This is a genomic window from Microbacterium sp. M4A5_1d (assembly GCF_053345465.1).
On record NZ_JBKFAD010000002.1, the window covers coordinates 525,128 to 548,817 of the forward strand.

Here is a 23,690-nt window from a genome sequence, read left to right on the forward strand (position 1 = left end):
GCGTCGGAGACATGCAGATCTCGACCACCGACCTCGGCCTCGCCGCCCGGGTCCAGAACCTCTCCAAGACCTACGGAGCCGGCGAATCGGGCGTACGCGCCCTCGACGGCGTCTCGGTCGGCATCCGTCGTGGCGAGTTCACCGCCATCATGGGCCCCTCGGGCTCGGGGAAGTCGACCCTCATGCACATCATGGCCGGGCTCGACGCGCCGACCTCGGGTCGCGCGTGGATCGGCGACACCGAGATCTCGGGTCTGTCGGACCTCGACCTCACGATCCTGCGGCGCCGCCGCGTCGGCTTCGTCTTCCAGTCGTTCAACCTCGTTCCCACCCTCGATGTCATCGGCAACATCACCCTCCCGTTCGAGCTCGACGGGCGGTCGCCCTCGGCGCTCGAACGTTCGCGCATCGACGGACTGGTCGACTCGCTCGGCCTCGGGGCGCGGCTGCGGCACCGTCCGCACGAGCTGTCGGGCGGCCAGCAGCAGCGCGTCGCGATCGCCCGCGCTCTCGCGACGGCGCCCGACCTCGTCTTCGCCGACGAGCCGACGGGGAACCTCGATTCGCGATCGGGGCGCGAGGTGCTCGCCCTCCTCGCCACCGCGAGCCGCGAGCACGGTCAGTCCATTGCGATGGTCACCCACGACCCCGTGGCCGCCTCGCACGCCGACCGGGTGATCTTCCTCGGCGACGGCCGCATCGTCGCCGACAAGCCCCGCCAGAGCGCCGAGCAGATCTCGGCCCACATGCTCGCCGCAGAGGTGTCGGCATGACCGCCGTGACGGCGCCGTCCGCGGCATCCTCATCGGCGCGCACACGACCCGGGTCGGGCCCGTCCGCCGCGGCGTCCGGGCGCTGGGCGTGGTTGCGCGAGCGGGGGATGGGCGCCTCAGTGCTCGTCGCGGCGATCTCGGGCGGGTTCGGCGTGCTGCTGGTCGCGGTGACGGGACTGATCGGCGCGTGGCTCATGGCCGATCCCTTCCTCTCGGGCGGTGAGACCGTCGTGATCGTCGTCGCGATCCTCAGCGTGCTGCTGGTCGCCGTCGCGATGTACGTCGCCGCGATCGTGACGGCCAACACCTTCGCCACGATCGTGGCGGGGCGCACCCGCCAGATCGCCTTGATGCGCCTCATCGGCGCGTCGGCGCGATCGCAGCGGTCGCACATCGCGCGGCAGGGCCTCGTCGTCGGCGCGATCGGCGCCGTGATCGGGCTCGTCGGCGGAACCGCGGGCGCTCTGGGCCTCCAGGAGATCGCCGCGCGAGCGTGGGGCCTGAACGTCGACTACAACGTCGTGCAGCCCGTGCTGCTGGCGCCGGCTCTCATCGTGGCGCTGACGACGTGGATCGCCGCGTGGTCGGGGTCGCGTCGCGTGCTCGAGGTCACGCCGCTCGCCGCGCTGGCAGGATCCGCGCCGCGCACGGCCGAGGAGGCTGCCGGGCGCACGCGTCGTCGCGTCACCGCGGTGTCGCTGTTCGGCGTCGGGGCGGTGCTGCTCGCGCTCGGCATCCTCGCCGGCTTCGTCACCCCCCTCGGCGTGGTCGTCGCGTTCTTCGGCGGGCTCGCCTCGTTCACCGGGCTGAGCCTCGGCGCCACGCTCGTCATGCCGCCGCTGCTCCGCCTGACGGGCCGGCTCTTCGGCCGCTCGGCCTCGGCCCGGCTCGCGGCCGAAAACGCGCTGCGCTATCCCGAGCGGTCGAGCCGCATGGCGATCGGCGTCGTCATGGGCGTCACGCTCGTCACGATGTTCGCCGTCGCCAGCGAGTCGGTCAAGGGCGTCATGGCGGCGTCGGGCGGCGGCGAGGTGTCGGGCGACATGGCCCGTCTGCTCGACACGTTCAGCGCGGTCATGATGGCGCTCGTCGGGGTCTCTGCCGTGATCGCGGCCGTCGGCCTCGTCAACCTGCTCACGATCGGCGTCGTGCAGCGCACCCGCGAGCTCGGGTTGCTGCGCGCGCTCGGCCTGACCGGACGTCAGATCCGCTCGATGGTCCTGTTCGAGGCGGCGCACATCACGATCACCTCGGTCGTGTTCGGCCTGCTCCTCGGCATCGCCTACGGCTGGGCGGCCGCGCAGTCACTGCTGGGCTCGGTGCGGGTTCCGCCGCTGTGGCTCGCCCCGACCTTCGTGCTGCCGGGCATCCCGTGGCTCACCGTCGCCGGGGTCGTCGTCGCCACCGCCGTGCTGACGCTCGTCGCCGCCGTCGTCCCGACCCGCCTCGCGACCCGGGTCTCGCCGGTGGAGGCGCTCGCCGAGTGACGCGGCTGCGTCGTCGGCCGGTCCGGCTCGTCCCTCATTCGCGGACGAGCCGGACCTCGCTGATGCTCTCGCCCCAGCTGGTGTCGTCCTTCTCGGCGCCGTCGGGGCGGAACCCGTTCCGGGCGTAGAACGCGCGGGCGCGCGCGTTGTCGGCGAGGACCCACAGCGACGCGGACTCGTCGCCGAGCGCGGCGTCCAGCAGCGCCTGCCCCGCGCCGGTGCCGTGATGGGCGGCGAGCACGTAGATCGCGTACAGCTCGACAGGCGCGACGGGAGGGTCGTCGCGGGACGACCCGCTGACCGCGAAGCCCACGATCGACCCGCCCGTCACCGCGACCCACGTCCGGCCGAGGTCGTGCGTGCGCTCGGTGTGGTTCGGCCTCGCGGCACCCGACGACTCCCGCTCGTCGAGACGCTGCTCGTGCCCGAGCAGCTCGCGCCGCACGCGCGTGAGACGGTCGAGATCGAGCCGGTCGAGGATGCTCTGCGGCATCCGTCCGGTGTAGGCCTCATGCCAGCCGCGGACGTGCACGCGCGCGATCGCCGCGGCGTCTGCGGGCACCGCCCGCCGCACGGCGACCGCGGTCACGACGCGGTCACGATGCGGGCGCGGAATCGTCTTCAGGGTCGTAGGCCCAGGTCGGCGCAACCTGCCGCAGGCGCGTCGACCGCCACTGCCACGTCGCCCAGAGCATCGGCCACAGCGCCGACGCGGCGAGGCCTCCGATGACCAGGCGCTCGCGCCAGAGCGTGCGGGTGGGGTCGCCGGGTGCGGGCGACACCGCCATCTGGTGGTCCCAGACGTCGAGCACCGAGAGGGGCCCGGTCAGCGGGATGCCGCTGTCGCGCAGGATCCGCACCGTCGACGCGTCCGTCGCGCCGGGCCGCCGCTCTTCGACCGCGCGGTCCGACACATGGATCAGCTGCCGGCCGACCGGCACGCCGAGAGCCGACAGCTGCACCGGTACGTCGGCGCCCGGCTCGAGCGAGGTCGGCATGCCCTCGGCGGCGAGAGGCGCGAGCCCCATGAGTGGTGCGTAGAGCTCCGCGAGTGCGCGGGGGGAGTGCAGGGCACGCCAGGCGGCGTCGGCGTCGCAGTCGAGCACGAGCTTCTGGAGGATGCGCATGAGCCCAGTCTGCCCCGTCGTAGGCTGATCGGATGCCGTCGCCCGCCGCATCCTCGCCGTTCGACCAGTCCCGGTATCAGGTTCGTCTCGACTGGGGGGTCGCCGGCCTTCGCCGGGTGGCGCCCGCCGATGTCGTCGTCGTGGTCGATGTGCTGCGCTTCTCGTCGACCGTCTCGGCCCGGGTGGCCGCGGGGGATACCGTCGCGCTGGATGAGGCCGCGCGTGCGGTCTCGCGCAACGGTGCGGCCATCGCCGGCGCGGCATCCGACTCGGTGGTTCTGCTCGGCTGCCTGCGCAACGCCGACGCCGTGGCCGCCGCCGTGCTCGCGGAGCAGCAGCGGCGCGGAGCCCGCACGAGCATCGCGGTGATCGCGGCCGGTGAGCTCGCCGGCCCGGAGGGCGAGACGGAGCTCCGGTTCGCGGTGGAGGATCTGCTCGGCGCGGGTGCCGTCGTCGACGCGCTCTCGCGGCTCGGGATCGACCACACCTCACCCGAGGCGGCTGTGGCGTGCGAGTCGTTCCGCGGGTTGGGCGGCGCGGTGCGTCACCTGCTGACGGCGAGCGGCTCGGCGCAAGAGCTGCTCGAGCGCGGGCTGCGCGACGACGCGCTCGCCGCCGCGCAGATCGGCGTCGACGAGGTCGCCCCGCTCCTCCGCGGCGGCGTCTTCACCGCCGCCTGACGCCAACTCCTCAGAATCCGCGGGTCTCGAGCCCGCAGCGGCCGGGTCCGACGGCTCGGCGACCGAAATTGAGGAGTTGGTGCAGCGGGTCAGCGCGGGGTCGCGGCGGCGCGACGGTCGGCCGAGGAGATCTCGCGGCGCACCCACCGGAAGAGGAAGCGCTCGTCGTACGACGACGCGCACATCCGGCACGACGCGGCGCGGGTCGGGCGCCGGTGACGGTAGGCCACGTGGCCGGCAGGGCAGTGGCCCACCCACGGTGCCAGCTCGACGGCCGTCTCGCCGCGATGGGTCGTGCCGCCGACGTACCCGAGCTCGCGGGCCGTGCGCAGCCAGTCGCGACCGTGGCCGGCGGCCGGTCCGGCGATCGCATGGGCGACTTCGTGCAACAGGGTCTGGTGGTTCTCGTCGTCGTCGAACCGCGCCGCGAGGTATCGCGAGACGCTGATGCACCGGCGCGTGTAGTCGCACTGGCCCGCGCGGCGCTTGGCGTTGTCGAACCGGAACGTCCACGAGTCGTCGAGGTGCGCTGAGATCAGCGCCTCGGCCCAGACCCGGACCCGATCGAGATCACTCATACGGTCGACGCTACGCGCGGGGTGAGACAGCGGGACGCAGCGCTCAGCTGGCGACGATCGAACGCGAACGGCGCCGCTCGGCGGCATCGACGGCGAGCAGGGTCGACTCGAGCTGATCCTCGGGAGCGCCGCCCTCCTGGCGGAGGAAGAGCGCACGCTTGAAATCGGTGCGGGCGTCGGAGTACTCCTCGGCGTCGTACGACACCTTGCCGCGGTGCTGGTACGCGAACGCGGCGAGCAGCGGCCAGTTCTGGCCCTCCGCCTCTTCCGCGCACGTCGTCAGCTCCTGGATCGCCGCGGCGAAGGCACCGCGGTTCTGCAGGATCGTCGCGTGCAGCACCCGGGCGCGCAGCAGATCCTTGCGGGTTCCGGCCATGCGGGCCACCCGCACTGCCTGCTCCGCGACGACGAGTGCCTCATCGAGCCGGTCGAGCACCTTCAGCAGCCAGACGCGCTCCAGAAGCGCGGGCAGGCTGCGCTGCTCGCCGATCTCGGCGAGGCGCTCTGCGCACTGATCCGGGTCGACGATCTCCCGCAGCGTGTCCGGGTCGTACCCGAGGATGTAGCCCACCGTCATCCACCTCCGCGATTCGAGAACGGTGGATCCCAGTCTCGTCCAAAGCGGTGCAAGCACCCGCCCGCCGCGCCGGTCAGCGTTCGAACACGGATGCCGACGGCTTCGGCGACGGGGTCGCGTCGGCATCGGTCGCGACCCGCGCCCCGCGGGCGAACTCGTCGATCTCGGCGCCCTGCGCGACCTTGGCCGGGAACGGTCCGGCGGCCATCAGGCGCGGCAGCCACTCCGACGGCAGGGGCGAGGCCGATGCCGCGATCACGATGTTCCCGAATCGCCGTCCCTTCAGCAGCTGCACCTCGGCGAGCAGCAGCACCTCAGGGAGCACCTCGCGGACGGTGGCGACCTGTCGGCGGGCGAACGCGAGGCCGGCGCCGTCGGCGACGTTGACCAGGAGCACGCCTGTCGGGGCGAGCAGCCGCGCGAGCGAGCGGTAGTACTCCACCGTCGTCAGGTGAGCGGGCGTCTGCGCGCCCGCGAACACGTCGGAGACGACGAGGTCGGCGGCGCCGGTGAGGCCCGGGGGGAGCTTCTCGGCGACGGCGCGGGCATCGCCGATGCGTACGCGCACCTGCGCGCCCCGGGGGAGGGGAAGCGCCTCGCGCACGAGGTCGACGAGGGGCTGCTCGAGTTCGATCACCTGCTGACGCGATCCCGGCCGCGTGTGGGCGATGTACCGGGGGAGGGTCAGCGCGCCGGCGCCCAGATGGACGGCGGTGAGCGGCTGTCCCGGCATCCGCAGGCGGTCGATGACGGCCGCCATCCGGGCGATGTACTCGAAGTGCAGGTGCGTCGGATCGTCGAGGTCGACGTGCGACTGGGGGGTCCCGTCGACGTCGAGCTCGAAGCCGGACGTGAATGATGACGTCACGATGCGCGCGATCGTTCCGTCGGACAAGCGTGCCTGCGGACCGGACTCCTCGACGCGCGCTCGTGCCATTCCTCAACGCTATCGGCACGGGTCGGCATGCGCGCGAGCCGGTCTGCGCAGTCGAAACACGATCGAGACATCGATGTAATGACTTCGACCCTCCTGCCCGTATAGGTTCGGACCCAATTACCTCGGAGTGCGCCGCGGTGGGCCCGCTCCGGACCTCAGAAAGGGACACCCCCATGCTCTCCACTCCTCGCAAGCGCGCGCTCGCGGGACTGGCGGCGGTCGCCATCGGCGCCCTCGCCCTCTCGGCGTGCACCAGCCAGCGCGGAGGTGGCGGCGAGACGGATGCCGCGACCGACGTTGACGGCACCTTCGTCTTCGCCGCCTCCGCCGACCCCGCCAGCCTCGACCCGGCGTTCGCGCAGGACGGCGAGACCTTCCGCGTCTCCCGCCAGATCTTCGAAGGCCTCGTCGGCACCGAGCCCGGCACGGCCGACCCCGCGCCGCTGCTGGCCGAGAGCTGGGAGTCGTCCGACGACGGGCTGACGCACACCTTCCAGCTGAAGGAGGGCGTGACCTTCCACGACGGCACGCCCTTCAACGCCGAAGCGGTGTGCGCCAACTTCGACCGCTGGTACAACTGGACGGGCCTGGCGGCGAGCGAGGCGCTCTCGTACTACTACGGCAAGCTCTTCCGCGGCTACGTCGAGACCCCCGACACCGCCGTCTTCGAGTCGTGCAGCGCCGATTCCGACCTCGAGGCCACGATCCAGCTGAAGCAGCCCTTCGCCGGTTTCATCCCGGCGCTGTCGCTGCCCGCCTTCGCCATGCAGAGCCCCACGGCGCTCGAGGAGTACGGCGCCGACGAGATCGGCGGCACCGAAGAGGCCCCCTCGCTCTCGGAGTACGGCGCCGGGCACCCGACGGGCACCGGTCCGTACAAGTTCGACGAGTGGTCGCCGGGCGAGGAGCTCACGCTCTCGGCCTACGACGACTACTGGGGTGAGTCGGGCCAGGTGAACAAGATCATCTTCCGTGTCATCGACGACCCCACCGCCCGCCGCCAGGCCCTCGAGGCCGGATCGATCGACGGCTACGACCTCGTCGGCCCCGCCGACACCGCCGCGCTCGAAGAGGCCGGCTTCACGATGGTCTCGCGCCCGCCGTTCACGATCCTCTACCTCGCCTTCAACCAGGCGCAGCCCGAGCTGCAGGACGTGCGCGTCCGTGAGGCCCTGTCGCACGCGATCGACAAGGAGGCCCTGATCTCGCAGGTGCTCCCCGAGGGCACCGAGGTCGCGACGCAGTTCATGCCCGACACCGTCAACGGCTACAACCCCGACGTCACCACCTACGACTACGACCCCGAGAAGGCCAAGTCGCTCCTCGCCGAGGCCGGCTACACCGAGGCCAACCCGCTGACGCTGACCTTCAACTACCCGGTCAACGTCTCGCGCCCCTACATGCCGGACCCCGAGCAGATCGCGACGGTCATCTCGACGCAGCTGACCGACGTCGGCGTGCAGCTGACGCCGCAGACGGATGCCTGGAGCCCCGACTACCTCGACAAGATCACCGGCACCCCCGACCACGGCATCCACCTGCTGGGCTGGACGGGCGACTACAACGACACCGACAACTTCGTCGGCGTGTTCTTCGGTGCGCCCTCGGCCGAGTGGGGCTTCGACAACCCCGAGCTGTTCGCAGCGCTCAACTCCGCACGCGGCGTGCCGAACCTCGAGGAGCAGACCGCGCTCTACGAGCAGATCAACGAGCAGGTCGCCCAGTTCATCCCGGGCGTCCCGCTGGCCCACCCCGCCCCGACGCTCGCGTTCGATCCGCGCGTCGAGAGCTACCCGGCCAGCCCGGTCAACGACGAGGTGTTCACGGACATCGTCCTGACCGAGTGACGACGACCCGCTGATCCTCGCGGGGCGGGCCACCGCCTCGGGCGCGAGCCCGCCCCGCACTCCTCGACCGAAAGATTCCGCGTTGCTGCGAACCATCGGCCAACGGCTGCTTCTGCTGATCCCCACGCTCCTCGGGCTCAGCATCCTCCTCTTCCTCTGGGTCCGCGCCCTGCCCGGCGGCCCCGCCGTCGCCCTCCTCGGCGAGAAGGCGACCCCCGAGGCGATCGCCCGGATCAACGAGCTGTACGGCTTCAACCGGCCGATCCTCGAGCAGTACGCCACCTACATGGGGCGGTTGCTCACCGGCGACTTCGGGTCGTCGATCGAGACCGCGCGCCCCGTCGTCGAGGAGTTCCTCCGGCGCTTCCCGGCGACCGTCGAGCTCTCGATCGCCGCCCTGATCTTCGCCGTCGGAATCGGCATCCCGCTCGGGTACCTCGCCGCCCGCCACCACGGCAAGATCAGCGATCACGTCGCTGTCGTGCTGAGCCTCGTCGGCGTCACGATCCCGGTGTTCTTCCTGGCGTTCATCCTCAAGTACGTCTTCGCCGTCCAGCTCGGCTGGCTGCCCTCGGACGGCCGCCAGGACCCGCGCATCGACGCGACCCACTACACGAACTTCTACGTGCTCGACGGTCTGCTCACCGGAGAGTTCGACGCCGCCTGGGATGCCGTCCTGCACCTCATCCTGCCGGCGCTCGCCCTCGGCACGATCCCGCTCGCGATCATCGTGCGCATCACCCGCGCCTCGGTGCTCGAGGTGCAGAATTCCGACTACGTGCGCACCGGCCGGGCCAAGGGCATCGCCCGCCGCACGCTCCGCGGCCGCTTCATCCTGCGCAACGCCATGCTGCCGGTCGCCACGACCGTCGGCCTGCAGGTCGGGCTGCTGCTGGCCGGGGCGATCCTGACCGAGACGGTGTTCGCGTTCCCCGGAATCGGCTCGTTCCTGGCCCGGGCCATCAGCGCCCGCGACTTCCCGGTGCTGCAGGGCTTCATCCTCTTCATCGCCGTCATCTACGCGCTCATCAACCTCATCGTCGATGTCTCGTACAGCCTGATCGATCCGAGAGTGAGGGTCTCATGAGCACCAACGCGCTCCCGCCCGCCCCCGGCGACGGACCCGCCACCGCCGTCGCCGAGCACGAGGTGCTCGAGGCCCGCACCGGCGGCGGGTTCTGGCACGACGTCTTCGCGCGCCTGCGCCGCAACCCGGTGGCCTGGATCGGCGCCGGCATCGTGCTGGTCTTCCTCCTCGTGGCGATCCTCGCACCCTGGCTCGCGCCCTACCCCGAGACGGCCCTCCCCGGCGCGCGCGAGGTCACCCCGACCCACATCCCCGGTCCCGGCGAGATCGCCGGCTTCCCGCTCGGCCTCGACCGCTTCGGCGGCGACGTGCTGTCGAAGCTCATCTGGGGTGCGCGGGCCTCGCTGCTCATCGGCGTCATCTCGACCGCGTTCGGTCTCGCCGGCGGCATGCTCCTGGGCCTGATCGCCGGCATGTTCGGGGGCTGGGTCGACACCGTCGTCATGCGGTTCGTCGACATCCTCCTGTCGGTCCCCAACCTGCTGCTCGCCGTCTCGATCGCGGCGATCCTCGGTCAGTCGCAGCTCGCGATCATGATCGCCATCGGAGCCTCGCAGGTGCCCATCTTCGCGCGCCTCCTGCGAGCGTCGATGCTGCAGCAGCGCAGTGCCGACTACATCCTGTCGGCGCAGACCCTCGGGCTCGGCCGCGGCAAGATCACGATGAGCCACGTGCTGCCCAACAGCCTCGGGCCCGTCATCGTCCAGGGGACGCTCACTCTCGCGACCGCCGTCATCGACGCCGCGGCGCTGTCGTTCCTCGGCCTCGGCGGCGGCGGAGCGGCGACCGCCGAGTGGGGCCGCATGCTCACCTACGCGCAGAACGAGCTCGCGATCGCCCCGTGGCTCGCGTTCCTCCCGGGCCTGTGCATCATGATCACCGCGCTCGGCTTCACGCTGCTCGGCGAATCGCTGCGCGAGGCCATGGACCCGCGCACCCGCGCCCGCTGACCCGGCCCGGGGTCGCGGCTCTGCGATACACCTGCAGGACCGGTGGGGCTGCTGTCGCCTCACCGGTCTTCGCTGGCTGCACCAGCCCCAGCGGTCCTACGGCTGTATCGCCGCCGGGCGCGACGGGGAGCCCTCGGGGTGGCAGGAGGCGCCGGGTCAGGAGGCGATGTCGAGCTCGTTGCCCGGGATAGAGGAGAGCAGCCGCCGCGTGTACGGGTCGCGCGGGTTGGTGAAGATCTCCTCGCTCGACGCCGCCTCGACGAGCGCTCCGTCCTTCATGACGCAGACGTAGTCCGAGATCAGGCGCACCACGGCCAGGTCGTGGGAGATGAAGAGGTAGCTCAGTCCGTACTCGCCCTGCAGGTCGCGCAGCAGCGTGAGGATCTGATCCTGCACGAGCACGTCGAGCGCCGACACCGGCTCGTCGCAGACGATCAGCTCGGGGTTCAGCGCGAGGGCACGCGCGATCGCGACGCGCTGACGCTGGCCGCCCGAGAGCTCGGACGGGTAACGGCGCAGCATCGTCTGCGGCAGGGCGACGTCGTCGAGCAGCTTCCGCACGCGACCGGCGCGGTCCTTCGCGGTGCCGCGCTTGTAGAACTCCAGTGGCTCGGCGATGATCCGCTCGATCGTGAACATCGGGTTCAGCGACGAGTACGGGTCCTGGAAGATGGGCTGCACCCTCTGACGGAACTCGCGCAGCTGCGCACCCTTCAGCCCGGCGACATCCTGCCCCTCGAAGCGGATCGTCCCCGACGTCGGCTCGATCACCTTCAGCAGCATCCGGGCCGTCGTCGTCTTGCCCGATCCGGATTCGCCGACGATCGCGACCGTCTCGCCGCGCGGGATGGCGAGGGAGACGTCGCTCACGGCGGCGAAGTCGTCTTTGCGCCCGCGGATCTTGTACAGCTTCGTGAGGTTCTCGATCTCGACGATGTTGTCGCGCCGTGCCGCCGTCTCCGCAGGCGCGGCGGAGGCGGATGCCGCGCGGTCGGCCACCGCAGCCGGGGGCGGCGTCGCCCGGTAGGCCTCCGGGCGCAGGCGCACCGCCGCGACCGAGGGGGCCGCCTTGACCAGGGCCTGCGTGTAGGGCTGCTGCGGGTCCTCGAGGATCTGGCGGGCCGGACCTTGCTCGACGATCCGGCCGCGGTGCATGACGACGACGCGGGCGGCCCGCTCGGCGGCGAGGCCGAGGTCGTGGGTGATGAGCAGCACCGACGTGCCCAGCTCACCCGTCATCCGGCCGAGCTGATCGAGGATCGTCTTCTGCACCGTCACATCGAGGGCGCTCGTGGGCTCGTCGGCGATGAGCAGCCGCGGGTTGCACGCCAGCCCGATCGCGATGAGCGCGCGCTGCCGCATCCCGCCCGAGAACTCGTGCGGGTACTGCTTGGCGCGCTCGGCGGCATCCGGGAGGCCCGCGGCGGCGAGGGTCTCGACGACCTTGGCGTCGACGTCCTTCGAGGTGGCGAGGCCGTGCGCGAGCAGGGTCTCGGCGACCTGGGTGCCGATCTTCGACACGGGGTTGAGGTTCGACATGGGGTCCTGCGGCACGAGTCCGATCGACCCGCCGCGGATGCGGCGCAGCGTGCTCTCCGGTGCGCCTACGAGTTCTTCGCCGTCGAGGCGGATGCTGCCGCGCACGACGCGCCCGTTGCCGGGGAGGAGCCCGATCACGGCCATCGCCGTCGTCGACTTGCCCGAGCCCGATTCGCCGACGATCGCGACCGTCTCGCCCGCTGAGATCTCGAGGTCGACGCCTTCGACCGCGTGCACCGGGCCCTCGAGCGTGCGGAAGTCGACGGCCATGTCGCTCACCCGCAGCAGGGGAGTGGAGGAGTCTGCCATTGGCCCATCCTGCCTGCCAGCGGCGCCGAGCGCACCGTGTCGGGCCCACCCGTTACATCGACGTAACGCCGGCCCGTCGTGTCGCGTCGTATCTCGGACCGGGTGTGCTCGCGCCGTGGACAGGCTGAGCCCCCCGGGGTGCCGTTCGCGGGGCTGGTGAAGGTGTTCAGCCTGTCGACGGCACAGCCGGGTACGGCGGCGCGGGCTAGCGTTGGTCCATGGACCTCAACGCAGACCTGGGCGAGACGGTCGAGGGTGTCGCAACGGCGGACGACGCCGCGATGTTCGCCCTCGTGTCGAGCGCGTCGATCGCCTGCGGCGGGCATGCCGGCGACGCGGCGTCGATGCGGACAGCCGTGGCCGGAGCGGCTGCCGCCCGCGTCGCGGTCGGGGCCCACCCCTCCTATCTCGACCGGGCCGGGTTCGGGCGGGTGCGGGTCGCCGTCGAGCCTGACGTGCTGCGGCCGCAGGTCGTCGCGCAACTGCGTGCGCTCGCCGCGGCGGGCGGCGACATCCGCTACGTCAAGCCGCACGGGGCGCTGTATCACGCCGCGACCGAGGATGCCGCGACCGCGCGAGCCGTCGCCGCTGCGGTGGCAGACCTGTCGGCCGAGCTCGGCCGGCCGGTCCCGGTGCTGGGTCTCGGTGGTGCGATCGCGTCGGCCGCGTCGGATGCCGGCCTGCCGTTCCACCGCGAGGCCTTCCTCGACCGCGGCTATCGCGCCGACGGCTCGCTGGTCCCGCGCGGGGCTCCCGGCGCCCTGCTCGACGACCCGGGCCTCGTCGCCGAGCGTGCCCTGCGCCTCGCGTCCGAGGGGGTCGTGGTCGCGGTCTCGGGCGAGACGGTGCACACCGACGCGACATCGCTCTGCGTGCACGGCGATTCCCCCGGTGCCGTCGCGATGGCTCGCGCGGTGCGGTCGGCGCTCGATGCCGCGGGGATCGAGGTGCGCTCGCCGTGGTGACCGTCAGGCCCGCTTCGCCGGCAGGATCGCGCAGACGGGGTCGCCGTGGGCGTGCCGAACCCGGGACGCCGGCATGAGGATGCTGCCGATGGGGCCCGACGCGGTGCTCGTCGAGGTCTCGGACCTGGCGGAGGTGATGGCGCTGCACGCGCGACTCACCGCTGCGCCGCCGGCGGGCGTCATCGACGTCGTGCCCGCGGCCGCGACGGTCCTCGTCCGCGTCGATCCCGTCGCGCTGTCCCTCGCCGCGGCCCGCACCTGGGTCTCGACCGCTGCCTCGTCAGCGGCGCCGCCGGCATCCGCCCCCGCGCCCGTGACGCTGCCGATCCGGTACGACGGCGACGACCTCGGCGACCTCGCTGCGGCGCTCGGCGTCAGTCCCGAGGCGCTCGCGGCCCGCCATGCCGCGACGGACTGGACGGTCGCCTTCACGGGCTTCGCCCCCGGGTTCGGTTATCTCGTCGGTGCGGGCTGGGATCTCGACATCCCGCGCCGGCCCTCGCCGCGGACGAGGGTGCCGGCGGGGTCGGTCGGTCTGGCCGGAGCCTTCTCGGGCGCGTACCCCCGCGAGACCCCGGGAGGGTGGCAGCTCATCGGCACGACGGACGCGCCGCTGTTCGATCCGGATGCCGCCCAGCCCGCGCTCCTCGTTCCCGGTGGCGCGGTGCGATTCGATCCCGCGCGCGCCCGCGCCGTCGGGTCGGATGGCGCCCTGCCCGGTCGCGCCGCGTCGCCGACTGCGGGGGAGCCGGGCGCCCGCTCGGAGCCTGTCACCGCTCCCGGCGGCATCCGCGTCATCTCGCCGGGCCCGCAGGCGACGATTCAGGATGCCGGCCGCTCGGGTCGTGCCGCCGAGGGCGTTGGCGCGGCGGGCGCGGCCGACCCCGCCGCCTGGGCGCTCGCCAACCGTCTCGTCGGCAATCGTGACGGGGCGGCCGCGATCGAGATCGCCGTCGGCGGTTTCCGGGCCGTGGCGGAACGCGATCTGACGGTGGTCGTGACGGGCGCGTGGGCGCGGGTCGAGATCGACGGCCGGACCGGTGACCCGTACGTCGTGCATGCGTGGCCCGCCGGGACCGAGCTGCGCCTCGACGGATTCCTCGCGGGCACCCGCGCCTACCTGGCGGTGCGCGGCGGATGGGACATCGCCCCCGTTCTGGGCTCCCGGTCGACCGACACGCTCTCGGGGCTCGGCCCGCCGCCGCTTCGGCCGGGTGACGTCGTCGCCGCCGGACGCGAGACCGCCGGGCCGGTCCCCGCGCTGCCGCTGCATCCGTGGGGTCTGCCGCCGACGGGCACGGATGCCGTTCCCCTCGACATCCCGTTCACGACCGGCCCGCGCGCGGACTGGCTCACCTCTTCGTCCCGCCGCCTGCTCGCCGAGGCGACCTGGGTCGTGTCGGCTGCGGCCGACCGGGTCGGCATCCGCCTGGAAGGGCCACGCCTCGAACGCGCGCGCGGCGAGGAACTGGCGAGCGAGGGGACGGTGCCGGGGGCGATCCAGGTTCCGCCGGCCGGCCAGCCCGTCGTGTTCGGAGTCGACGCGCCCGTGACGGGCGGGTACCCGGTCGTGGGTGTCGTGACACCGACGGGCCGGAGCCGGCTCGCGCAGGCCCGCCCCGGCGATCGCGTGCGGTTGCGTCCGACGGTTCGAGGTGCGGGTACCGCTCAGCGAGGCTGATTCGTCAAGGGGGAGAACTCCCCGTGTCAAGACCCCGTGCGGATGCGGCGGGTCCCCTAGCGTCGAAGCCATGACTCGCACCAAGACCACCACGTCCGCCGCGCTGCTCTTCTCCGCGGCTCTTCTCCTCGCCGGATGCGGCGGGCAGTCGGGCGACACCGCGGCGTCGGGGGACGCCGGCGCGTCGTCCGCCCCCTCGTCCTCGTCCTCGTCGTCGTCCGCTCCGGCCGCCAGCGCGCCCGATGTCGCGCCCGCGTCGGGCGAGATGATCACCGGAACGGGCTACAGCTTCTCTGTGCCCGAGGGCTGGGCGATCCCCGAGCAGCAGCTCCCCGGCATGGAGAAGGTCGACGTCTTCGTCGCCGATCTCTCCGACCCCTCGGCGACGTTCGCCGACAACGTCAACGTCGTGCTCTCGCCGGCGCCGCAGGCGATCTCCGCCGACGACGTCGAGAAGTACGGCGTCGAGGAGCTCGAGGGGCAGGCGGGCGCGACCGACGTCGCCGTCCAGGAGCGCACCTCGATCGCCGGCGGCGAGTCGGCCCACATCTCGGCATCCGTCACGCAGCAGGACGTCACCTACAACGTCGACCAGTTCTACCCGTCGCACGACGACCAGACCTACGTCGTGACCTTCTCGTTCAGCCCCGACGTCTCGGAGGCGGACCGTGCGGCGGTCTACGACGCCGTGCTCGCCTCGTGGGCGTGGGCCTGATCCTCACCCCCGCAACGCGCCGTCCGCTCCCGCAGCGGGCGGCGCGTTGCCGTGTCAAGGGGAGTGCCGGCGCGACGGATTCGCCTAGCGTGTGATGCATGATGCGCTCCCGGATCGCTCCGATCGCCGCCGCGCTCATCTCGGCGGCGCTGCTGCTCGCGGCGTGCGACGCGCGGCCGGGCGGGATCGGCGGGGCCTCCGGGTCCTCCGCCCCCGGCTCGGCATCGGCGACTCCGACGCCCACCGCGACCTCGTCGAGCGACGCCGCCCCCGGCGAGACGGTACGAGGGACCGGATACAGCTTCGCCGTGCCGGCTGGCTGGGCGGTGCCCGCCGAGGACCCGACGGGCGGGCAGGTCGACGTCTTCGTCTCGGAGTCCGCCGACGCCGACGGTCGGTACATCAGCGTGGTCGTCTCTCCCGGCGTCATCACGCCGGCCGATGTCGAGGCCGACGGGGCCGCGAGCCTCGAGGCGGTCGGGGCCACCGACGTCTCGCTGGAGGATCGTGTCGACATCGCGGGCAGCGAGTCGGCCCACCTCGTGGCGACGCTCGCGCAGGACGGCGCGGAGACGCTGATCGACCAGTACTACGCGACGCAGGACGAGCAGACCTTCGTCATCACCATCGCGTCTCCGGGCGACACCACCGACGACGATCGACGTCGCCTCGCGGACACGGTGCTCTCGAGCTGGGCCTGGGAGTGACCCACGACCTCGGGTGGCGCGCATTTATACCGCAGCATCCGGGGGTCGTCAAGGATTGCGCTGGACATGGCGCGTCGCGACGCCTATAGTTGGTAGTTGCGCTCCCGTCCCCCTTGCCCTCATATGGTGGTCGGCTTGTGCTCTGCGCGATTCCGCCCCGTCCGACGGCGTGAGACGCGAGAGCTCGGACCGGGAGCACTCCACCTGACGACAAGGAACCGGCCCCACCCGGGCCACGGAGGTAATCCCCTTGGCTGCTGCGAGCAACGCATCCACCACCACCCCCAAGAACGGTCGCGGCGCTTCCCGCCTCTCGTTCGCGAAGATCTCCGACAAGCTGACGGTCCCCGACCTGCTGGCGCTGCAGACGGAGTCTTTCGACTGGCTCGTCGGCAACGACGCCTGGAAGGCCCGCCTCGCCGAGGCGCAGGCCGCCGGCCGCACCGACGTCGCCCTCCAGAGCGGCCTCGAGGAGATCTTCGAGGAGATCTCGCCCATCGAGGACCTCGGCGAGACGATGCAGCTCTCGTTCACCAACCCGTACCTCGAGCCCGAGAAGTACTCCATCGAGGAGTGCAAGGAGCGCGGCAAGACCTACGCGGCCCCGCTCTACGTCGAGGCCGAGTTCATGAACCACCTCACCGGTGAGATCAAGACCCAGACGGTCTTCATGGGCGACTTCCCGCTCCAGACCGGCAAGGGCACCTTCATCATCAACGGCACCGAGCGCGTCGTCGTGTCGCAGCTCGTCCGTTCGCCCGGTGTCTACTTCGACAAGACGCCCGACAAGACCTCCGACAAGGACATCGTCTCGGCGCGCGTCATCCCCTCGCGCGGCGCATGGCTCGAGTTCGAGATCGACAAGCGCGACCAGGTCGGCGTCCGCATCGACCGCAAGCGCAAGCAGTCGGTCACCGTCTTCCTCAAGGCCCTGGGCCTGACCAGCGAAGACATCATGGCGGAGTTCGCCGGGTACGACTCGATCGAGGAGACCCTCGCGAAGGACACGATCCTCACCAAGGAGGACGCGCTCCGCGACATCTACCGCAAGCTGCGCCCGGGCGAGCAGGTCGCCGCCGAGGCAGCGCGCGCGCTCCTCGACAACTTCTACTTCAACGCCAAGCGCTACGACCTCGCCAAGGTCGGCCGGTACAAGATCAACCAGAAGCTGGGTCTCGACACCCCGATCGAGGAGTCGGTGCTCACCGTCGCCGACATCGTCGCGACCATCAAGTACCTGGTCCGTCTGCACCGCGGCGACGCCACGTTCAACGGCATCCGCGACGGCAAGCCCGCCGAGATCCGCCTCGACACCGACGACATCGACAACTTCGGCAACCGTCGTATCCGCGCCGTCGGCGAGCTCATCCAGAACCAGGTCCGCACCGGTCTCTCGCGCATGGAGCGCGTCGTCCGCGAGCGCATGACCACGCAGGACATCGAGGCCATCACGCCGCAGACCCTGATCAACGTGCGCCCCGTCGTCGCCGCGATCAAGGAGTTCTTCGGAACCTCACAGCTGTCGCAGTTCATGGACCAGAACAACCCGCTCGCGGGTCTGACCCACAAGCGCCGCCTGTCGGCGCTGGGCCCCGGTGGTCTGTCGCGTGAGCGCGCCGGCGTCGAGGTCCGCGACGTCCACCCCTCGCACTACGGCCGCATGTGCCCGATCGAGACGCCGGAAGGCCCGAACATCGGTCTGATCGGCTCGCTCGCCTCGTTCGCGCGCATCAACGCGTTCGGCTTCATCGAGACCCCGTACCGTCGTGTCGTCGACGGCAAGGTCACCGACGAGATCGACTACCTCACCGCCAGCGAGGAGAACGACTACGTCGTCGCGCAGGCCGGTGTCGAGCTCAACAAGGACGGCTCGTTCGTGGCCGACCGCGTCCTCGCCCGCCGCGGTAAGGGCGGCGAGGTCGACCTCTTCCCGAACGAGGAGATCGGCTACATGGACGTCTCGCCGCGCCAGATGGTGTCGGTGGCGACCTCGCTCATCCCCTTCCTCGAGCACGACGACGCGAACCGCGCCCTCATGGGTGCGAACATGCAGCGTCAGGCCGTGCCGCTGCTGCGCAGCGACTCGCCGCTGGTCGGAACCGGTATGGAGGGCTACGCCGCGATCGACGCCGGTGACGTCATCACCGCGCAGAAGGCGGGTGTCGTCTCCGAGGTCTCGGCCGACGTCGTCACCGTGCAGCTCGACGAGGGCGGCACGCAGGACTACTTCCTCCGCAAGTTCGACCGCTCGAACCAGGGCACGTCGTACAACCAGCGCGTCGTGGTCTCGGCCGGTGAGCGCGTCGAGGTCGGCGAGGTCATCGCCGACGGCCCCGCGACCGAGAACGGCGAGCTCGCGCTCGGCAAGAACCTCCTCGTCGCGTTCATGACGTGGGAGGGCCACAACTTCGAGGACGCGATCATCCTCAGCCAGGAGCTCGTGAAGAACGACACGCTCTCCTCGATCCACATCGAGGAGTACGAGGTCGACGCCCGCGACACCAAGCTCGGCAAGGAGGAGATCACCCGTGACCTCCCCAACGTCGCGCCCGACCTGCTGAAGGACCTCGACGAGCGCGGCATCATCCGCATCGGCGCCGAGGTGCGTCCCGGGGACATCCTCGTCGGCAAGGTCACGCCCAAGGGTGAGACCGAGCTGTCGGCCGAGGAGCGCCTGCTCCGCGCGATCTTCAACGAGAAGAGCCGCGAGGTCCGCGACACGTCGCTGAAGGTCCCCCACGGTGAGCAGGGCACCATCATCGCCGTCAAGGAGTTCAACGCCGAGGACGGCGACGACGAGCTCGGCTCGGGCGTCAACCGCCGCGTCGTGGTCTACATCGCCCAGAAGCGCAAGATCACCGAGGGCGACAAGCTCGCCGGCCGCCACGGCAACAAGGGTGTCATCGCGAAGATCCTCCCCGTCGAGGACATGCCCTTCCTCGCCGACGGCACGCCGGTCGACGTCGTGCTCAACCCGCTCGGCATCCCGGGTCGAATGAACTTCGGCCAGGTCCTCGAGCTGCACCTCGGCTGGATCGCCGCGCAGGGCTGGAAGGTCGAGGGCAACCCCGAGTGGGCCGAGCGCCTGCCCGAGATCGCTCGCGAGGCCGCTCCCGGCACGAAGGTCGCCACCCCGGTGTTCGACGGCGCGTTCGAGTCCGAGATCGCAGGGCTCCTCGACTCGACGAACCTCACCCGCGACGGTGAGCGTCTCATCGACTCCTCGGGCAAGACGAAGCTGTTCGACGGTCGCTCCGGCGAGCCGTTCCCGGCTCCGATCTCGGTCGGCTACATGTACATCCTGAAGCTCCACCACCTCGTCGACGACAAGATCCACGCGCGTTCGACGGGCCCGTACTCGATGATCACCCAGCAGCCGCTCGGTGGTAAGGCGCAGTTCGGTGGCCAGCGCTTCGGTGAGATGGAGGTGTGGGCCCTCGAGGCCTACGGCGCCGCGTACGCCCTCCAGGAGCTCCTGACGATCAAGTCCGACGACATCGTCGGTCGCGTGAAGGTCTACGAGGCCATCGTCAAGGGCGAGAACATCCAGGAGCCCGGCATCCCCGAGTCGTTCAAGGTGCTCATGAAGGAGATGCAGTCGCTCTGCCTGAACGTCGAGGTCCTCTCGGCCGACGGCACCGAGGTCAACCTCCGCGACACCGATGACGAAGCCTTCCGCGCAGCGGAGGAGCTCGGCATCAACATCTCCAGCCGCTTCGAGTCCTCGTCGATCGACGAGATCTGATCCGGCCAGGCAACGAACAGAATTCCGACACAGGAGAATCAGTGCTCGAGTCACACACCTTCGATCAGCTTCGCATCGGCCTGGCCACTGCTGACGACATCCGTCGTTGGTCCTTCGGCGAGGTCAAGAAGCCCGAAACCATCAACTACCGCACGCTCAAGCCCGAGAAGGACGGCCTCTTCGGCGAGCAGATCTTCGGCCCCTCCCGCGACTGGGAGTGCGCCTGCGGAAAGTACAAGCGCGTCCGCTTCAAGGGCATCGTCTGCGAGCGCTGCGGCGTCGAGGTCACCAAGTCCTCGGTCCGTCGTGAGCGCATGGGCCACATCGAGCTCGCCGCTCCCGTGACCCACATCTGGTACTTCAAGGGCGTGCCCTCGCGCCTCGGGTACCTGCTCGACATGGCGCCGAAGGACCTCGAGAAGGTCATCTACTTCGCCGCGTACATGGTCATCTCGGTCGATGAGGATGCGCGTCACCGCGACCTCCCCACGCACGAGAACAACCTCCGCCTCGAGATCAAGAACCTCGGTGACCGCCGTGACGCCCGCGTGGCGACGCGTCTGGCCAAGCTGGAGGAGGAGCTCGCGACCCTCGAGGCCGACGGCGCCAAGGCCGACCAGAAGAAGAAGGCCAAGGACTCCGCCGAGAAGGACATGGCGACGGTCCGCAAGAACTTCGACGAGCAGATCTCGCGCCTCGAGCGGGTGTGGGAGGAGTTCCGCTCCCTCGAGGTCGGCCAGCTCAAGCAGGAGGACGACGTCTTCCACGAGCTGCAGGACCGCTTCGGCCAGTACTTCGAGGCCTACATGGGCGCCGAGGGCATCCAGCGTCGCCTCGCGGCGTTCGACCTGGCCGCCGAGGCCGACTCGCTGCACCTGCAGATCTCCGAGGGCAAGGGCCAGCGCAAGATCCGTGCGATCAAGCGCCTCAAGGTCGTCAACTCGTTCCTGCAGACCGGCATGTCGCCGGCCTCGATGGTGCTCGACGTCGTCCCGGTGATCCCGCCGGAGCTGCGTCCGATGGTTCAGCTCGACGGTGGCCGCTTCGCGACCTCCGACCTCAACGACCTGTACCGCCGCGTGATCAACCGCAACAACCGTCTGCGTCGTCTGATCGACCTCGGGGCTCCCGAGATCATCGTCAACAACGAGAAGCGGATGCTGCAGGAGGCCGTCGACGCGCTCTTCGACAACGGCCGCCGTGGTCGCCCCGTCACCGGAACCGGCAACCGTGCGCTGAAGTCGCTGTCCGACATGCTCAAGGGCAAGCAGGGACGTTTCCGTCAGAACCTGCTCGGAAAGCGCGTCGACTACTCGGGTCGTTCGGTCATCATCGTCGGACCCCAGCTGAAGCTGCACCAGTGCGGTCTGCCCAAGCAGATGGCCCTCGAGCTCTTCAAGCCGTTCGTCATCAAGCGCCTGATCGACCTCGGCCACTCGCAGAACATCAAGGCGGCCAAGCGTGCCGTCGAGCGCACGCGTCCCGAGGTCTGGGACGTGCTCGAGGAGATCATCCGCGAGCGTCCCGTGCTGCTCAACCGTGCACCCACCCTGCACCGCCTGGGCATCCAGGCCTTCGAGCCCCAGCTCGTCGAGGGCAAGGCGATCCAGCTGCACCCGCTCGTCTGCGCCGCGTTCAACGCGGACTTCGACGGTGACCAGATGGCCGTCCACCTGCCGCTCTCGGTCGAGGCGCAGGCCGAGGCCCGCATCCTGATGCTCGCGTCGAACAACATCCTCAAGCCCTCGGACGGCCGTCCGGTCACCCTGCCCTCGCAGGACATGATCATCGGTCTGCACCACCTGACCACGGTCATCGAGGGTGCCAAGGGCGAGGGCCGCGTGTTCGGCTCGGTCGGCGAGGCGATCCTGGCGAAGGACGAGGGCACCCTCGACCTGCAGGCCAAGGTCCGCATCCGCATCCCGGGTCTCGCGTTCCTCGAGGGCGACGCCCCCGAGGGCTACGAGCGCCACGGTCTGGTCGACGCGTCGCTCGGACAGGCGATCTTCAACGACACCCTGCCCAAGGGCTACCCGTTCGTCCGCGAGCAGGCCGACAAGGGCAAGCTGTCGCAGATCGTCAACAAGCTGGCCGAGGAGTACCCCAAGACCGAGGTCGCGGCATCCCTCGACCGGATCAAGGACGCCGGCTTCCACTGGGCGACCCGCTCGGGCGTCACGGTGGCGCTCAGCGACGTCCTGACGCCGCCGAACAAGGCCGAGATCATCTCGAAGTACGAGAAGCTCGCCTCGAAGGTCCAGGGCCAGTTCGAGAAGGGTCTCGTGACCGACGCCGAGCGTCGTCAGGAGCAGATCAAGATCTGGACCGAGGCGACCGACGAGGTCCAGGCCGCCATGAAGGCGAACTTCCCCGCCGAGAACACCATCAACCGCATGGTCTCGTCGGGCGCACGTGGTAACTGGCTGCAGATCCGTAACATCGCCGGTATCCGAGGCCTGGTCAACAACACCAAGGGTGAGATCATGCCGCGTCCGATCATCTCCTCGTACCGCGAGGGGCTGTCGGTGGCGGAGTACTTCACCGCGACGCACGGTGCCCGTAAGGGTCTGGCCGACACCGCTCTGCGAACCGCCGACTCGGGTTACCTGACCCGTCGTCTGGTGGACGTCTCGCAGGACGTCATCATCCGCGAGGACGACTGCGGCACGTCGAAGGGCCTCGAGCTCCCGATCGCCGCACCCGGTGCCGACGGCGCCCTCATCAAGGACGCCAACGTCGAGAACTCGGTGTTCGCCCGTACCCTCGCCGCAGACGCTGTCTCGCCCTCGGGCGAGGTGCTGGCCGCAGCCGGTGACGACGTGGGCGACGTGCTGATCAACAAGCTCGTCGAGGGCGGGGTGACCTCCATCAAGGTCCGCTCGGTCCTGACCTGCGACTCGGCCGTGGGTGTCTGCGCGAAGTGCTACGGCCGTTCGCTGGCCACCGGCAAGATCGTCGACATCGGCGAGGCGGTCGGCATCATCGCCGCCCAGTCGATCGGTGAGCCCGGTACCCAGCTGACGATGCGTACCTTCCACACCGGTGGTTCGGCCTCGGCCGACGACATCACGCAGGGTCTGCCCCGCGTGCAGGAGCTCTTCGAGGCCCGTACCCCCAAGGGTGCGTCGCCGATCGCGGAGGCCAGCGGCCGCATCACGATCGACGAGACCGAGAAGGCCAAGAAGGTCATCATCACGCCCGACAACGGCGACGAGCCCTTCGTCTACCCGGTGCTGAAGCGTGCGACGCTCCTCGTCGAGGACGGGCAGCACGTCGAGGTCGGCGACCCGCTGCAGGTGGGCACGCTCGACCCGAAGGACATCATGCGCGTGCAGGGTGCCCGCGAGGTGCAGAAGTACCTCGTCGGCGGCGTGCAGGGCGTCTACCGCTCGCAGGGTGTGCCGATCCACGACAAGCACATCGAGGTCATCGTCCGTCAGATGCTGCGGAAGGTCACCGTGGTCGACCACGCCGACACGACGCTGCTCCCGGGTGAGCTGGTGGACTTCAAGAAGTACCAGCAGATCAACCGCGAGGCCGTGGCCGAGGGCAAGCGTCCCGCGTCGGGCCGCCCCGAGCTGATGGGTATCACGAAGGCGTCGCTCGCGACCGAATCGTGGCTGTCGGCCGCGTCGTTCCAGGAGACCACCCGCGTCCTCACGCAGGCGGCCATGGAGGGCAAGAGCGACCCGCTCGTCGGCCTCAAGGAGAACGTCATCATCGGAAAGCTCATCCCCGCCGGAACGGGCCTTGCGAAGTACCGCAATGTGGCCGTCGAGGCGACGGAGGAGGCGAAGAGCGAGCGGTACCCCAACCGCATCTTCGCGTCGGACGGTGCGTACAGCGACGCCGACCTGAGCTACGTCGACTTCGACAGCTTCTCCACCGACGGCGACTTCACCAGCTACAACTGATCGATCGCTGATCTCGCGAAGGGCCCCGGGCATGTCCCGGGGCCCTTCGTCGTGTCGGTGGGCGAGAGCGCT

General features: G+C 70.5%; 18 protein-coding genes. 12 read left to right on the forward strand and 6 right to left on the reverse strand.

The features are described 5' to 3' along the window. Positions 1 to 11: 11 nt before the first annotated feature. Positions 12 to 773, forward strand: a complete 762-nt coding sequence (locus ACLBWJ_RS10755) for an ABC transporter ATP-binding protein (RefSeq protein WP_114588824.1) — start codon at positions 12 to 14, stop codon at positions 771 to 773. After that, positions 770 to 2,260, forward strand: a complete 1,491-nt coding sequence (locus ACLBWJ_RS10760) for an ABC transporter permease (RefSeq protein ID WP_112617767.1) — start codon at positions 770 to 772, stop codon at positions 2,258 to 2,260. Before ACLBWJ_RS10755 ends, ACLBWJ_RS10760 begins: the two co-directional genes overlap by 4 nt. Before the next feature lie 34 nt (positions 2,261 to 2,294). Here the strand turns inward: ACLBWJ_RS10760 and ACLBWJ_RS10765 are convergent, their stop codons facing one another. Together ACLBWJ_RS10765 and ACLBWJ_RS10770 are read right to left on the reverse strand one after the other, a co-directional pair. Next, positions 2,295 to 2,849 carry an N-acetyltransferase family protein gene (locus ACLBWJ_RS10765; RefSeq protein WP_447660279.1) on the reverse strand — a complete coding sequence of 185 codons (555 nt, stop codon included), beginning with the start codon at positions 2,847 to 2,849 and terminating at the stop codon, positions 2,295 to 2,297. A 7-nt stretch (positions 2,850 to 2,856) separates the two neighbouring features. Further along, the gene (locus tag ACLBWJ_RS10770) at positions 2,857 to 3,387 is read right to left on the reverse strand and encodes a hypothetical protein (protein WP_447660280.1); all 531 of its coding nucleotides are present in this window, start codon (positions 3,385 to 3,387) and stop codon (positions 2,857 to 2,859) included. A gap of 32 nt (positions 3,388 to 3,419) precedes the next feature. Between ACLBWJ_RS10770 and ACLBWJ_RS10775 the strand changes: the two genes are divergently transcribed. Further along, positions 3,420 to 4,067, forward strand: coding sequence for a 2-phosphosulfolactate phosphatase (locus ACLBWJ_RS10775; protein ID WP_447660281.1), 648 nt, complete (start codon positions 3,420 to 3,422; stop codon positions 4,065 to 4,067). A gap of 89 nt (positions 4,068 to 4,156) precedes the next feature. Here ACLBWJ_RS10775 and ACLBWJ_RS10780 read toward each other — a convergent pair whose 3' ends face one another. The 3 genes from ACLBWJ_RS10780 to ACLBWJ_RS10790 all read right to left on the reverse strand — a co-directional run bounded on the left by ACLBWJ_RS10780 (position 4,157) and on the right by ACLBWJ_RS10790 (position 6,159). Continuing rightward, positions 4,157 to 4,645: a SprT-like domain-containing protein gene (locus ACLBWJ_RS10780; protein WP_112617770.1), complete on the reverse strand. Its 489-nt coding sequence runs from the start codon at positions 4,643 to 4,645 to the stop codon at positions 4,157 to 4,159. Between the two features lie 43 nt (positions 4,646 to 4,688). Further along, entirely contained in the window at positions 4,689 to 5,216 is a 528-nt protein-coding gene (locus ACLBWJ_RS10785) for a hypothetical protein (protein WP_112617925.1), read from the reverse strand. Positions 5,217 to 5,295: 79 nt separating this feature from the next. Beyond that, complete coding sequence (locus ACLBWJ_RS10790) at positions 5,296 to 6,159, reverse strand: spermidine synthase (protein ID WP_114588825.1); 864 nt, start codon at positions 6,157 to 6,159, stop codon at positions 5,296 to 5,298. Positions 6,160 to 6,332: 173 nt separating this feature from the next. Between ACLBWJ_RS10790 and ACLBWJ_RS10795 the strand changes: the two genes are divergently transcribed. The 3 genes from ACLBWJ_RS10795 (at position 6,333) to ACLBWJ_RS10805 (ending at position 10,043) form a co-directional block, all read left to right on the forward strand. Continuing rightward, on the forward strand, positions 6,333 to 8,006 hold the full coding sequence (locus ACLBWJ_RS10795; RefSeq protein WP_112617772.1) for an ABC transporter substrate-binding protein: 1,674 nt from the start codon (positions 6,333 to 6,335) through the stop codon (positions 8,004 to 8,006). An 82-nt stretch (positions 8,007 to 8,088) separates the two neighbouring features. Further along, positions 8,089 to 9,093 (forward strand): ABC transporter permease, encoded by a 1,005-nt coding sequence (locus ACLBWJ_RS10800; RefSeq protein ID WP_447660282.1) that lies wholly within the window; start codon positions 8,089 to 8,091, stop codon positions 9,091 to 9,093. Further along, positions 9,090 to 10,043 (forward strand): ABC transporter permease, encoded by a 954-nt coding sequence (locus tag ACLBWJ_RS10805; protein ID WP_112617774.1) that lies wholly within the window; start codon positions 9,090 to 9,092, stop codon positions 10,041 to 10,043. Before ACLBWJ_RS10800 ends, ACLBWJ_RS10805 begins: the two co-directional genes overlap by 4 nt. A 156-nt stretch (positions 10,044 to 10,199) precedes the next feature. Here ACLBWJ_RS10805 and ACLBWJ_RS10810 read toward each other — a convergent pair whose 3' ends face one another. Continuing rightward, positions 10,200 to 11,891: an ABC transporter ATP-binding protein gene (locus ACLBWJ_RS10810; RefSeq protein ID WP_282501564.1), complete on the reverse strand. Its 1,692-nt coding sequence runs from the start codon at positions 11,889 to 11,891 to the stop codon at positions 10,200 to 10,202. A 218-nt stretch (positions 11,892 to 12,109) separates the two neighbouring features. Between ACLBWJ_RS10810 and pxpA the strand changes: the two genes are divergently transcribed. The 6 genes from pxpA (at position 12,110) to ACLBWJ_RS10840 (ending at position 23,618) form a co-directional block, all read left to right on the forward strand. Next, positions 12,110 to 12,856: a 5-oxoprolinase subunit PxpA gene (gene pxpA, locus ACLBWJ_RS10815; RefSeq protein ID WP_282501563.1), complete on the forward strand. Its 747-nt coding sequence runs from the start codon at positions 12,110 to 12,112 to the stop codon at positions 12,854 to 12,856. 73 nt (positions 12,857 to 12,929) lie between these two features. Then, on the forward strand, positions 12,930 to 14,537 hold the full coding sequence (locus tag ACLBWJ_RS10820) for a 5-oxoprolinase subunit B/C family protein (RefSeq protein ID WP_447660283.1): 1,608 nt from the start codon (positions 12,930 to 12,932) through the stop codon (positions 14,535 to 14,537). Between the two features lie 70 nt (positions 14,538 to 14,607). Then, positions 14,608 to 15,252 (forward strand): hypothetical protein, encoded by a 645-nt coding sequence (locus tag ACLBWJ_RS10825; RefSeq protein ID WP_447660284.1) that lies wholly within the window; start codon positions 14,608 to 14,610, stop codon positions 15,250 to 15,252. Positions 15,253 to 15,350: 98 nt separating this feature from the next. Beyond that, positions 15,351 to 15,959 (forward strand): hypothetical protein, encoded by a 609-nt coding sequence (locus ACLBWJ_RS10830; protein ID WP_447660285.1) that lies wholly within the window; start codon positions 15,351 to 15,353, stop codon positions 15,957 to 15,959. Between the two features lie 250 nt (positions 15,960 to 16,209). Then, on the forward strand, positions 16,210 to 19,704 hold the full coding sequence (gene rpoB / locus ACLBWJ_RS10835) for a DNA-directed RNA polymerase subunit beta (protein ID WP_447660286.1): 3,495 nt from the start codon (positions 16,210 to 16,212) through the stop codon (positions 19,702 to 19,704). 41 nt (positions 19,705 to 19,745) lie between these two features. Continuing rightward, positions 19,746 to 23,618, forward strand: a complete 3,873-nt coding sequence (locus tag ACLBWJ_RS10840; RefSeq protein WP_112617781.1) for a DNA-directed RNA polymerase subunit beta' — start codon at positions 19,746 to 19,748, stop codon at positions 23,616 to 23,618. The last annotated feature ends 72 nt before the right edge of the window (positions 23,619 to 23,690 follow it).